Genomic DNA, 12317 nt, shown 5'->3' on the forward strand with positions numbered 1-12317 from the left:
GCGCCCCGCACGCTCACAGCAGCTCAGCGCGCAGCTGCTCGGGAGTCTTCGGGGACAGGAGACCCGGTGCCACATCGAAGGGGGTCTTCGCCCCATGCTCCCCGGCGGTGGCCATCCGGCCTGCGGCGCGGGCATAGGCGACCAGCACACTCGCGGTGAACTCCGGGTTCGAGTCCTCCTGCAGGCGGTACTCGATGGTCTGTGTGGTGCCGGGGGAGGACTCCGCGGAACGGATCACGAAGCCGCCATGGGGCATGCTGCGGTGGTCGCGGGCGAGCTCCTCGGCGCTGAGGAAGGTCACCGCCGTCTCGTAGGGCTCGAAGTAATGCGGCATCGTCACGATCTCATGGCGCACGGCTTCGGCGTCGGCGCCCTCCTCGAGCACCACGAAGCACTCGCGAGTGTGCTTCTCCCGGTTGCTCAGCTCGGGCCGCTCACCGGCGCGCACCCGGGCGATCGCGTCCTCCGACGGGATCGTGTACTGGACGGCGCCAGCGACCCCGTCGATGCGGCGCAGCGCATCGGAGTGGCCCTGGGACAGCCCGCGGCCCCAGAAGGTATAGGTGGAGCCGACGGGGAGGATGGCTTCCCCGTACACCCGGTTGATCGAGAACAGGCCCGGGTCCCACCCGGTGGAGATGATCGCCGTGGTGCCGGCCTCACGCGCGACGGCATCGACGTTCGCGAAGTGCTCGGGGATCCTGGCATGCGTGTCGAAGCTGTCCACGACGGTGAACCGCTCGGCGAGCAGCGGGGTCTGCTCGGGGAGATCGGACTTCGATCCGCCGCAGAGCACGAGTACATCGACCTCGCCCTGCATCGCCTCGAGCGCCTCCATCGACAGCACGGGAGTCTGCTCGTGAACGGTGCTGACGGCGGCCGGCTCGCGGCGTGTGAACACGCCCACCAGCTCCATGTCCTCCTGGAGGGAGACGGCGATCTCGACGCCTCGTCCCAGGTTCCCGTAGCCGACGATGCCGATGCGGAGCGCAGTCATGGTCCTCGTTCTTCTTGATGGAGAGCACGGCCCCGACCAGGGACGCCGTGACCGATCCTATCGAAGGACCTCGCCGGGGCCACGCGCGCTCGCCGAGGTCACCGTCGCTTCGCACCCCGCAACCCGCGACCCGCGCCCCGTGCCCCGCACCCCTGACCGTGCCGGTGCTGGTGCCTGTGCGCCCCGTGCGCCCTTCGCATTGCACCGTCCGTGACACAGGGGGAGACTGGCGGCATGATCGTTGCCTTCTCCGTCCAGCCCACCGGTGAGCCCTCAGACTCGTCTCTCACCCGCCATCTCGGGGAGGGCGCCGATGGCGCGAGCGTGCACGACGCAGTTGCCGCTGCGGTCCGCATCGTGCGGGCCTCGGGCCTACCCACCCGCACCAGCTCGATGTTCACCGAGATCGAGGGCGACTGGGAAGAGGTGATGGACGTGGTCCGCCGCGCCACGGCGGAAGCCGGGCGCTATGGCTCCCGGGTCTCCCTCGTGCTGAAGGCCGACATCCGCCCCGGCCATGAGGGCGAGCTCGAGGGAAAGATCACCCGCATGGAGCAGTCTCTGGGCGAGCTCGACAGCTGACTCCCGCCTGCGTCGAGCAGGTTGCGCGCGGGCGTGTGTGAGGACCTCATGCCGTCGGCGCCATCGCGTCATACTCGCGGAATCGTGGGACGCGGCGCAGCAGCAGCGTGATCAGCACGATCACCACGATCCCGCCCAGCAGCGGCGGGAGCCACAGCGCGGTCACAGAGGCGAGGGCGCCCGCGTAGAGCGCACCGAGCCGGGGCCCGCCCGCGACCACCACGATGAAGATGCCCTGGAGCCGGCCGCGCATCGCATCGGGCACCGCGGACTGCATCATCGTGTTGCGATAGATCGAGGAGATGTTGTCCGCCCCGCCGGAGACGGCGAGCGCCAGGCAGGCCGCCACGATCAGCGCCAGGTGCGGGTTCTGCTCATCGGCACCCGGGAAGAGCACCGCCACCAGCAGCACCGCGCCGAAGAGCAAGATCGCCGCCCCGTACACCTGGATCGCACGCGCGATCCCACGCCCGTGCCAGCGATACCGCGCCGCCCGCCCGGAGAACAGGCTCGAGAGGAAGGTGCCCGCGGCGACGGCGGCCGTCAGCGCGCCGGTGGTGATCGCCCCGCCGCCCAGCAGCACTGTGCCCAGCGCCGGGAACAGCGTCAGCGGATTCCCGAAAGTCATCGCGATGATGTCCATGAGGTACTGGGTGCGGATGTTCGCCGAGCGGCGCAGGTATCGCCAGCCGTCCACGAGGGAAGCGAGGCCAGGTCGCACGATCTCGCCCTCGGGTCGCAGCGGGGGCAGGCTCCACAGGCCCAGGAACATCGCCAGCATGAGCACGACGTCGATGCTGTAGGTGAGCCCGTACCCGGTCAGCGCCACGAGCACGCCCGCGAGCGCCGGGCCCGCCATCACCATCACGCCGATGGTGATGCCGTTGAGAGCCGAGGCGGCGGCCAGCAGCTCCGTGGGCAGCAGTCGCGGCACGATCGCGGTGCGCGTGGCCATGCCCACCGAGTTCGCGGCCGCGTTGAGCACGCTGAGCAGGTATAGCCAGCCGATGCTCTCCAGGCCGGCCCAGGTCAGGGCGGCCAGCAGCGCGGTGGAGAGGAACGTGATGACCGCGGCGGCGAGCGCGACGCGACGGCGGTCGAAGGCGTCAGCGAGCATCCCGCCGTAGAGCCCGGCGATGATCATCGGCACCAGGCCGGCCACCGCGACCATCGAGACCGCGAAGGTGCTGCCGGTCAGAGTGAACACGTGCAGCATCACCGTGACGATCGTGAGCTGCCCACCGAGACCTGCGAGGGTCGAGCCGATCCACAATTTCGTGAAGGCGCCGCTGGCCCGGAACGGCCGCAGGTCGAGGAATGCGGAGTCTGCGGAGCGGGGCACCCGAGGAGCATAAGCCGCGCGGAGCCCCGGCCCTGCCTCATCGCGAGGTCGGGCCGGGGCTCCGGTGGAGATGCGCCGTCGGCGCGGATCTCTCAGCTGCGCAGGTCGTGGTCCAGCTGTCCGTCGCGCAGGGCGGCGGCGAGCGTGGGAGTCACCGGCAGGCGGGGGATGAGAGTGGCCTGGAGGGCGTGGTAGATGTCCGGCTTGCCCGGCCAGGTCTTCCCCTGCGGCTCGTTGTCCGCATCCAGCTCGTGGAACCAGGAGCCGTTCTCGGCGTCGAGCAGGTAGGTCGAGATGTACTCCCACCACTGCTCGTAGCGTTCGGCCCACACTCGGTCCCCGGTGACCTGGTACAGCACCGCGGCGGCGCCGACGGCCTCGGCGGCGACCCAGTGCATGCGCTCGCCGGCAACCGGGGAGCCGTCCCAGTCCACGGTGTACACCCAGCCCGGCGCCCCGTCGGCCCCGAAGGCCGCGGCGGACTTCTCCATCAGGGCGGTCGCGGCCTCGAGCATCCACTCCGGTGCCTCGCCGTCGGCCGCGATCAGCGCGGCGCGTGCGTGCAGCACCAGACGCGACCATTCGATCCAGTGGCCGATCGTCGCGCCGTAGGGGCGGAAGGGATGCGCGGGCTGATCCTGGTTGTAGTCCAGCAGCGGGTTCCAGTCGACGTCGAAGTGCTCGGGCAGCGCCCAGTCGTTCAGCCGCGCGAACTCGTCGATCGCGCGGGTGGCGATGGCGACGGCGCGATCGAGCCAGCGGCGCTCGCCGGTGACGTCGGCCGCGGCCAGCAGCGCCTCGACGGTGTGCATGTTCGCGTTGATCCCGCGGTATTCCTCGCAATCGGCGAAGGTGCGGTCGAAGGTATCCACGCTCATGCCTGCGGTCTCGTCGAAGAACTTCTCATCGAGCACCGAGAGTGCTTCGTCCAGCAGCTCCTTCGCGCCGGGGCGACCGGCGGCGAGCGCCGAGGAGGCCGCGAGCACCACGAAGGCGTGGGCGTAGGCCTGCTTCGAGTCGTCGACCGCCTTGCCGCCAGCCACGGAGGAGTACCAGCCGCCGTGCTCGTCGTCATGGAAGACTCCGCGCAGGGAGGCCAGCCCATGGTCGGCGAAGCGGCCGAAGTCCGGGCGTCCCAGCAGGTGCCCGAGGGCGAAGCTGTGCGTCATCCGGCAGGTGAGCCACAGCTCCGAGGGGCGGGAGAGATCCGGAGCGCCCTGCTCGTCGAGCCAGGCGAAGCCGCCGTCCTCACGCACCGACTCCGAGCCGAACACCAGCAGCTCATCGCTCTCGCCCTCGAGCCAGCTGCGGTGAGAGGCGCGGTCCAGCCAGGGCACGTGCGGAGCAGGAGCCGGGAGGGCAGGGACGGTGTCGCTCCCTTCCCGCAGCTCGAAGGTGCGGGAGATGGCCTGGGCCTGGGCGGTGGTGGGCCCCGGCTCATCCACCAGCAGCACCTCGCGGTAGTACTTCAGCTCCTGGATCGACTCGCGGATGTCGGCGAGCGCTCGATGGCCGCCGTGCTTGGCGGGGATGTTGTAGTAGACGCGGGGGAACCAGCGCTTGGCGAGCTCCTTGAGACTGGAGACGTCGATCGTGCGGTAGGAGAGCCACTGGGCGAACTCGGGCACGTCGCGGTCCAGGAACACGCGGTCGGTGCCGACGCTGTTGCCTGCCAGCGGCGCCTTGCCGGGCTCGGGGCAGTACTGGCGCACATACTCCAGGCACTGCGCCTGCGCCTCCTCGAGCGTCATCCCGCCGTCGAGCTCCTCGAGCAGGCCGGAGACGGTGTGCATGTTCACCACGAAGGGATCCATGCCCGTCAGCGACTCGGCCGGGGGCTTGATGACGACGTCGACACCTTCCCCGAGGATGTTCAGATCGGCGTCGGTCACGAGGACGGCGATCTCGACGAGCGCATCGCGCTGCTTGTCGAGGCCGGTCATCTCGCAATCGACCCAGATGATGCGGTCATTGATGGCACGGGAGGAGCTGGAAGTCACCGCACCACAGTAGCGTGGGCACGCCTCACGAGCTCGATGGGTCGATGGGTCGATGGAGGACCGAACGTCGGACCGTCACGTCAGACAGTTACTGTGTGGTCAGCTGCGCTCATCGACGAGCCGTTTGCGAGCCCTTGGAGGATTCTCTGTGAACCTGTACTTCCGCCTGCTGCTGTTCATGCTCCGCGTGCGCTTCCGCAGCAGCCTCAGCATGTGGGACACCTCCCACGTGAAGTTCAGGGTGAATCCTGCGGATCTCGACGTGCAACGACACATGAACAACGGTCGGTATCTCACGCTGATGGATCTGGGGCGCATGGATCTCATGGTCCGCTCAGGATTCTGGAAGCGCATCTCCGACCAGGGCTGGTATCCGGTGGTGGCCGGGCAGACCATCACCTATCGCAAGTCCCTGATGCTGTGGGAGCAGTTCGATCTCGCCTCCCGGGTGATCGGCCACGATGGCCGCTGGATCTATATGGAGCAGGTCTTCCGTCGCGACGGAAAGGTGATCGCCGACGCGATCGTGCGCGCCCGCTTCCTGCGCAGGACCGGCGGCTCGGTGCCGATGGGCGAGGTGCTCGACCTGGTGAAGCCGCTGCCCGATCACCTCGACGTCCCGACCTGGGTCACACAGTGGAACGAGGGCGCCTCGCAGCACGGCCGCGAACTCTGAGGCCATCGGCTGGCTGCCCGAGGTCAGCGCCGCAGGGAACCGGTGGCTGAGCGACGGGACGTAGGATTCGGGCGCTTCGCCGTACGACGCCTCAGCTCCTCGATCGCGCTGAGCACCAGCAATATCACGACCACGACCAGCAGGATCCACTGCTCGAACACCACCGCGAGAACCCCGGCGAGCAGCAGCGCGACCAGGAACACGATCTCCAGCACCCTCTGCGGCACGCCGAGCAGCCGGGCCCCGAATCGGGTGCGGGCCAGGCGCAGCAGGAGCAGCAGGGCGATCGCCCCGAAGGTGAGGATCTTCAGGATCATCGGAGGCTCCTAGAGCGTTGACACGTGACAGTGCCCCCAGCAGGACTCGAACCTGCAACCTACGGATTAGAAGGCCGTTGCTCTATCCATTGAGCTATGGAGGCTGACGGCGGATGAGTCTACCGAGGATCCGGCCCTCCCATCGTGCGGACCGGCCCCCGGCACCGATGGAGGTGATGCTTCTCTGAGTCCATGGTTCCTGACTCCGCCCGTTCCCGTCATCGTCAGCTGCGCGCCGCTGCGGTCCTGATCCTGATGCAGGGCATCCTCATGGAGGCCACGGTGTTCCTCGGAGTCCTGTGCCTGCTCGCACTCGACATCCCCCCGGAGGTGATCACCGAGCGTACTGAGATCTTCGCCCTCGGCTACCTCCAGGAGAATCTCTACCCGATGATGCTGCTCAGCGGCGTGTTCGCGGTGCTGCGGATCCTCGGCGCGGTAGCGCTGTGGCGGAACCGGCTTTGGGGCCTCGCTCTGTCACTCATGATGTGCCTGGTCACCTTGGTGCTGATGGTCTTCCTGCTGCCCCCGGGGATCGACGATGGGATTCTCTCGGGTGCGGCGCTGGTGCTGATCCTGCGCGGCTGGCTCGGGACGGACGGGGCGGGGCAGCCTCGGCGGATCCTCTCCTGAGCGGCGAGGGCTACCTGCTACTCGCTACTCGCTACTCGCTACCCGCCCACCGGCGCCGACCGCCCCGAGCGCCGGTGTCCTGCCGCCGCCCTCCCGGTAGACGCCCTCCCGGTAGCGGAGCGCCGGGACCGGCCTGGCACCGCGGGCAGAACCACAGCACCCGCGCCTCCGCCCCCTCCAGCCTCGGGTCAGCGAGGTCCCCTCGCTCGATCCGGGCGCGGCAGCGGCGGCACTGCTTCCCGCCGCGTCCGTAGACCCACAGGTCCCCGTCCCGGCCCAGCATCCCGCCGGTGGTGACCCGCACCGAACGGGCCTGGTTCAGCACCAGGAGCCGACGTGCGAGATCAACGAACTCGCCGAGGTCGCCCGCGGCACCGGTCGGGGCGGCGGGGTGGACACGGCGCAGGAAGCAAAGCTCGCTGCGGTAGATGTTGCCGATGCCGGCGAGGTTGCGCTGATCGAGCAGCCCGAGCCCGATCGGGCGTTCGGGGTCCGCAGCCAGGTTCACGATGGCGCGGTCGCGCAGCCCTGCGTCCTCGTCCCACGTGGGATCCAGGAGATCCGGGCCGAGATGGCCCACGAGCGAATCCTCGTCGGCGGTGCGCACCAGGCGCACCTGCTTGACGTCGTAGGCGATCGCACGGGCCTCGCGGCCGTCCTCGTGCTGGGCGGTGAGCAGCACGCGGATCGTGTCCGCAGGTCGGGGCCCGGCACTGGTGTCGCTCGAGCGCAGGGCTTTCCCGTTCACGTGCCAGATCCCGTCCATCATGAGGTGGGTGTGCAGGGTCAGCGGCGCCGGTCCCGGGACCGGTGGCAGCAGCCGCATCAGCAGGTGCTTGCCACGTGGCCGCACCTCGTGCACACGCCAGCCGACGAGGTCGGCGGTCGCGGAGCGCGGGACCCGGAGATCACATGTGGTCAGGACCGCCCCGGCGAGGGCGTCATGCAGAATCCGGCACTGCCGGGCGACGGTGTCACCTTCGGGCATCAGCAGTCCCTCTCAGGCATCAGCAGATGTCCTACCATCAGCAGACTTCCCGGCATCAGCGATCGCCCGCCCTGAGCCGGATCGAGCGCGGCGAGCGGTAGCTGCCGCCCGCCACGAGCGCCTCACCGATCGAGGTGACCGCGGCGGCGTCGATCGGGTGGCCGTTGATCCGTTCGAGCCGCAGCTGCGGCAGGCGGGAGTCCTCGGCGATCGCCCGCACCAGCTGTGCGGCGAGCCCCTGGGTCGCCGAGTCGTCGGCCCACCACAGCAGGTGCTTGCCGCCCTTGTCGACGAAGGCTGCTACCTGCCCGTCGGCCAGCAGCACGAGCGCCCCGGCGCGACGGGCGGGGCGGGCGGTCGCGCCATCGGGCGGCGGGATCGTGAGCGGAGGCCAGGGGAGCGCCGCACCGTAGGGGTTCGCGGGGTCGGTCGCGGCGAGTGCGACGCAGAGGGCGTCGGCCGACGGGCCGCTCTCTCCTTCCTCGCCGCCTCGTCCCGTCTCCGCCTCTCGGTCCCGGTCGCGCAGACGGTCCACCGCCTCGACAGGCGCGAACTGCGAGGCGCCGAGCCCGTCGATGAAGTAGCCGCGGCGGCAGGCACCGTTCTCCTCGAGCGCTCCGAGCACGCGGTACACCGCGGCGAAACCGCCGGGGACGTCCTCGACGTCCATCGCCCCGCGGGTGACCACCCCGTGCCGGTCCAGCAGCAGCGTCGCGATCGCCGCGGCCCGAGCTGAGGGGTCCACGCCCTCGACCCGCACGGCGGACCAGCGCCCCGCGCCGACGGGACCGGCCACGAGCTCGGAGACCGAGCTAGCGCCCTGACGCAGCATCGCGGCCGACAGCCGTGCCGCCCCGCGCCGGGTGAGCGGACGGGAGCGTCCCGCGCCGCGCGCCGCGGACTTCGGGGCCGAGCCGCGGCCATAGCTGCGCAGCGCCTCGAAGGAATCGTTGGTGATCAGGGCACGGAAGGCCAGGTCCCACAGCGCTTCGTGCACCGCGGCGGGCTCGAGCGCCTGGCCCTGGTCCGCGAGCGCGGTGAGGATCTCCCCGTGCCGCAGCGCCCCGGGTGTGCCGCGCAGCAGCGCGAGGATCCGGGCTGCGGGGGAGCCGTCTGCGAGATCCGCCGCGGCCTCCTCGAGCGCGGTCGCGTCCAGGCCCAGCGGCAGAGCGTCAGCGAGATGGAGCCGGATCCAGGCGTCGTCCCCGCCGAGTCGGCCGTGCCCGGTCCACACCAGCTCTCCGGAGGCGAAGGCCGCGTCGAGCATCGCGGGGGTGATCTCCGGCAGCCGCGCCGGCAGCACCTGGGACTCCCAGGCCGACAGCGGCAGGGACACCCCGGTGAGCTGGTCGATCACCGAGAGCAGGCCGTCCCGGCCGCGCCAGTGCGCACTCTCCCGTCGGCCGTCGGGCCGTCGACCCGCCAGGTGCTGCCACTGCCCGAGGAACTGTGCGTAGACGGGACCGGGCACCGGCGCGATCTCGCGCCGCGAGGCGGCGAGGCTCGCCCGACGGATGCGCCGCAGCACCTCCGCATCGACCCATTCCTCGCCCTCGCGGCCAGGCGTGAACTCGCCCTGCTGCAGCGCCCGTTCGGAGGCGAGCTGCTCGAGGGCGCTGCGCGCGACACCAGGAGCCAGGCCGAAGACGTCAACCGGCTCGCCGGCGAGGAACGGCCCGCGGCCGCGCGCCCAGCGGGAGAGCAGCTGCGCGACGGCCCGATCCACGGGGGCGAGATGGGCCTGCGGAATGCCAGGCGGCAGCGCGGTGCCGAGCGCGTCACGCAGCAGCCCTGCGTCCTCGACCGCGGCGAGATGCTCCGCCCCGGCCAGGCGCACCGTGATGATCCGCCGGGCATCCCGCAGCTCGTCGAGCGCGGCCCCCAGATCGAGGCCCTCGGCGCTGCGCTCGGCGAGCTGGGTGCGGGTGAGCGGGCCGAGGCGCCGCAGCGTGTCGGCGATCTGCTCGGTGCCATGGAGGGCACGCTCGGCGGTGAGGCCCTGCAGGCGCTGCTCCACCTCGGCGATCACCTCGGCATCCAGCAGCTCGCGCAGGCTCACCGTGCCCAGCAGCTCCGCGAGCAGCGACTGGTCCAGGGCGAGTGCGGCGGTGCGGCGCTCGGCCAGCGGTGCGTCGGCGTCGTAGATGAACTGGGCGAGATAGCCGAACAGGAGCGAGCGCGCGAAGGGCGAGGGGGAGGGGGTCTCGACCTCGCGCACCTCCACCCGGCGCCCGCCGATCTGCCCCATGAGCTCCACCAGGGCGGGCAGGTCGTAGACGTCCTGCAGGCACTCGCGCGCCGCCTCGAGCATAATCGGGAAGTCCGGGTGCGGCCGCGCCACCTCGAGCAGGTGGGCGGAGCGCTGCCGCTGCTGCCACAGCGGCGCGCGCTGGTTCGGATCCCGCCGCGGCAACAGCAGGGCACGGGCCGCGCACTCGCGGAACCGGGCCGCGAACAGGGCGGAGGAGCCCACCAGACGGCGCACCTCCTCCTCGATCTCCTCCGGAGTGAACACGAACAGGTCCGCGCCGGGCGGCTCCTCACCGTGGGGAATGCGCAGCACGATCCCGTCATCGGCCGCCATCACCTGGCCGTCCAGGCCGTACCGCTCCTCCACCCGGGCACCGACCGCGAGCGCCCAGGGACCGGTGATCCGCTGCCCGTAGGCGCAGTGCAGCACCACCCGCCAGTCGCCGAGCTCGTCGAGGAACCGCTCGACGACGAGCTGCTGCGGCCCGGGAACCACGCCGGTGACCTGCTGCTGCTCGGCCAGGTGGTCCAGCAGCACGGTGCGGGCGTTCTCATCGAGGCCGAGCGCGGCCAGGCGGGCAGCGGCGTCGGTGCGGTCGGCTCCGGCGAGCTCCGCCTGCGCCGTCGCGATCGCTCGGCCGAGGCTCGCCGGGCGCCCGTCGCCGTCGCCATGCCAGAAGGGGATCCGCCCGCTCATGCCGAAGGCGGGGGAGACGGTGACGCGCGAAGCGGTGATCTCCTCGATCCGCCAGCTCGTGGTGCCCAGCGTGATCACATCCCCGCGACGGGACTCGTAGACCATCTCCTCGTCCAGCTCGCCCACCCGCCGCGGCTGCGAATCGTCCTCGCTCGCGACCAGATGCACCGGGTACAGGCCGCGGTCGGGGATCGTGCCGCCGCTGGTGACCGCGAGGCGCTGGGCGCCGGGACGGCCCGACAGGGTCCCGGTCTCGTGGTCGTGCACGAGCCGCGGCCGGAGCTCGGAGAAGTCGGTGGAGGGATAGCGGCCGGCCAGCAGATCGATGGTCTGGTCGAAGGCGGAGCGGGGCAGCGCCCGGTAGGGATGCGCGGTGCGGATCAGGTCGAACCAGTCCTCGACCTGCAGATCATCCATCGCGGCGGCCGAGACGGTGTGCTGGGCGAGCACGTCCAGAGCGTTGCGCGGCACGGAGAGCGGCTCGATCCTGCCCGCGACCGCCTCCTGCACCGCGACGGCGGAGCGCAGCACATCTGCGGCGTGCAACGGATGCAGGGAACCGTGGGAGACCGCACCGACGTCATGTCCCGCGCGACCCACCCGCTGCAGCAGGCTCGAGACGGACATCGGCGCGGCGACCTGCAGGACCAGGTCCACCGCGCCCATGTCGATCCCGAGCTCGAGCGACGAGGTCGCGACCACGCAGCGCAGCGTCCCGGACTTCAGCTGCTCCTCGATCCCAGCGCGCACCTCCTTGGACATCGAGCCGTGATGGGCGCGGGCGATGTCCTCGAGCTCATCTCCAGCAGGCTCCGGGGCTCCATCGGCGGCGGACCGCCGCGCGTGCAGGCGGTTGAGCTTGCCGGTCAGGCGCTCAGCCTGGCTGCGGGAGTTCGTGAAGACGATGGTCGAACGATGTGCGAGGACCTCCTCGAGCACGGCACGTTCGACATGCGGCCAGATGGTGCCGGACACGTCCTCGTCGTCGACCGCATCGGCGGGAGGCTCGATCGCCTGCAGATCGCGCACCGGGAGCGTCACGGTGATGTCCCAGCGCTTGGTCGACTCCGGTCTCACCACGGTCACCTCGCGGACACGGCCGGAGCCGGTGAGGAAATCGGCGACCTCCTGGACCGGTTCGACGGTGGCGGAGAGCCCGATGCGCTGGGCAGGCGCCTCGAGCAGCGCATCGAGCCGGGCCAGCGACAGTGCGAGGTGCACGCCCCGCTTCGTCCCCGCGACCGCATGCACCTCGTCGAGGATCACCGTGTCCACCCCGCGGAGCGTCTCGCGCGCCTGGGAGGTGAGCATCAGGAACAGTGACTCGGGAGTGGTGATCAGGATCTCCGGGGGATGGGAGATCAGCCGCCGACGCTCGGCGGCCGGCGTGTCCCCGGTGCGCACGCCCACGTTGATCGCGGAGCGGGGCGTTCCCAGCCGCTCCGCCGCCCGTGCCGTGCCCACCAGGGGCGAGGTCAGGTTCCGCTCGACATCGACGCCGAGGGCCTTCAAGGGGGAGAGGTACAGGACCCGGGTGAGGCCGCGCCCGGATCCGGTATTCGCAGCAATGGTCGGCTGCCGTTCGGCGCGTGACGTCGCCAGGCGATCGATCGCGGTGAGGAAGGCGGCGAGAGTCTTGCCCGAGCCGGTCGGTGCGACGACCAGCGTGTCATCACCGCGCTCGATCGCCTCCCACGCAGCCGACTGCGCTGGGGTGGGCGACTCGAACGACTCGGCGAACCACGTCGCGGTGGCAGCAGAGAAGAACGAGGGGAGAGCGCGGCGAGACAGGGCCATTGACCCATTGTGGCCCGCAGGGCCCACACGCCGCCGCG

At 70.8% G+C, this 12317-nt stretch carries 9 protein-coding genes and 1 tRNA gene; 3 read left to right on the forward strand and 7 right to left on the reverse strand.

The genetic code is table 11. The annotated features are described in order from the left end of the window. Positions 1-13: 13 nt before the first annotated feature. Positions 14-997 (reverse strand): diaminopimelate dehydrogenase, encoded by a 984-nt coding sequence (locus tag ACT3UF_RS16810; protein WP_441445991.1) that lies wholly within the window; start codon positions 995-997, stop codon positions 14-16. Positions 998-1231: 234 nt separating this feature from the next. On the opposite strand from ACT3UF_RS16810, the gene ACT3UF_RS16815 reads away from it, so the two are divergent. Then, positions 1232-1579 (forward strand): thiamine-binding protein, encoded by a 348-nt coding sequence (locus tag ACT3UF_RS16815; RefSeq protein ID WP_441445990.1) that lies wholly within the window; start codon positions 1232-1234, stop codon positions 1577-1579. Between the two features lie 46 nt (positions 1580-1625). On the opposite strand, the gene ACT3UF_RS16820 is transcribed toward ACT3UF_RS16815, so the two are convergent. Both ACT3UF_RS16820 and orn read right to left on the reverse strand, forming a co-directional pair. Continuing rightward, the gene (locus ACT3UF_RS16820; RefSeq protein ID WP_441445989.1) at positions 1626-2921 is read right to left on the reverse strand and encodes an MFS transporter; all 1296 of its coding nucleotides are present in this window, start codon (positions 2919-2921) and stop codon (positions 1626-1628) included. A 92-nt stretch (positions 2922-3013) separates the two neighbouring features. Beyond that, positions 3014-4921, reverse strand: a complete 1908-nt coding sequence (orn, locus tag ACT3UF_RS16825) for an oligoribonuclease (RefSeq protein WP_441445988.1) — start codon at positions 4919-4921, stop codon at positions 3014-3016. 148 nt (positions 4922-5069) lie between these two features. On the opposite strand from orn, the gene ACT3UF_RS16830 reads away from it, so the two are divergent. Beyond that, positions 5070-5597: an acyl-CoA thioesterase gene (locus ACT3UF_RS16830; RefSeq protein WP_442331742.1), complete on the forward strand. Its 528-nt coding sequence runs from the start codon at positions 5070-5072 to the stop codon at positions 5595-5597. A 23-nt stretch (positions 5598-5620) separates the two neighbouring features. On the opposite strand, the gene ACT3UF_RS16835 is transcribed toward ACT3UF_RS16830, so the two are convergent. Next, positions 5621-5914 carry a hypothetical protein gene (locus ACT3UF_RS16835; RefSeq protein ID WP_442331741.1) on the reverse strand — a complete coding sequence of 98 codons (294 nt, stop codon included), beginning with the start codon at positions 5912-5914 and terminating at the stop codon, positions 5621-5623. 31 nt (positions 5915-5945) lie between these two features. Then, positions 5946-6018: transfer RNA gene (locus tag ACT3UF_RS16840), tRNA-Arg, on the reverse strand. An 88-nt stretch (positions 6019-6106) separates the two neighbouring features. Here ACT3UF_RS16840 and ACT3UF_RS16845 point away from each other — a divergent pair. Further along, positions 6107-6547 (forward strand): hypothetical protein, encoded by a 441-nt coding sequence (locus tag ACT3UF_RS16845; RefSeq protein ID WP_441446210.1) that lies wholly within the window; start codon positions 6107-6109, stop codon positions 6545-6547. 31 nt (positions 6548-6578) lie between these two features. On the opposite strand, the gene ACT3UF_RS16850 is transcribed toward ACT3UF_RS16845, so the two are convergent. Both ACT3UF_RS16850 and ACT3UF_RS16855 read right to left on the reverse strand, forming a co-directional pair. Continuing rightward, complete coding sequence (locus ACT3UF_RS16850; RefSeq protein ID WP_441446209.1) at positions 6579-7535, reverse strand: DNA-formamidopyrimidine glycosylase family protein; 957 nt, start codon at positions 7533-7535, stop codon at positions 6579-6581. A 55-nt stretch (positions 7536-7590) separates the two neighbouring features. After that, complete coding sequence (locus ACT3UF_RS16855; protein WP_441446208.1) at positions 7591-12279, reverse strand: ATP-dependent helicase; 4689 nt, start codon at positions 12277-12279, stop codon at positions 7591-7593. Positions 12280-12317: the final 38 nt, after the last annotated feature.

This window comes from Brachybacterium sp. AOP24-D1-21 (genome assembly GCF_052378665.1).
Classification (GTDB): Bacteria; Actinomycetota; Actinomycetes; order Actinomycetales; family Dermabacteraceae; genus Brachybacterium.

Coding starts and splice junctions, on each gene's coding strand:
- ACT3UF_RS16810 (WP_441445991.1), bottom strand. CDS start 997: ATGACTGCGCTCCGCATCGGCATCGTCGGCTACGGGAACCTGGGACGA.
- ACT3UF_RS16815 (WP_441445990.1), top strand. CDS start 1,232: ATGATCGTTGCCTTCTCCGTCCAGCCCACCGGTGAGCCCTCAGACTCG.
- ACT3UF_RS16835 (WP_442331741.1), bottom strand. CDS start 5,914: ATGATCCTGAAGATCCTCACCTTCGGGGCGATCGCCCTGCTGCTCCTG.
- ACT3UF_RS16845 (WP_441446210.1), top strand. CDS start 6,107: ATGGTTCCTGACTCCGCCCGTTCCCGTCATCGTCAGCTGCGCGCCGCT.
- ACT3UF_RS16850 (WP_441446209.1), bottom strand. CDS start 7,535: ATGCCCGAAGGTGACACCGTCGCCCGGCAGTGCCGGATTCTGCATGAC.
- ACT3UF_RS16855 (WP_441446208.1), bottom strand. CDS start 12,279: ATGGCCCTGTCTCGCCGCGCTCTCCCCTCGTTCTTCTCTGCTGCCACC.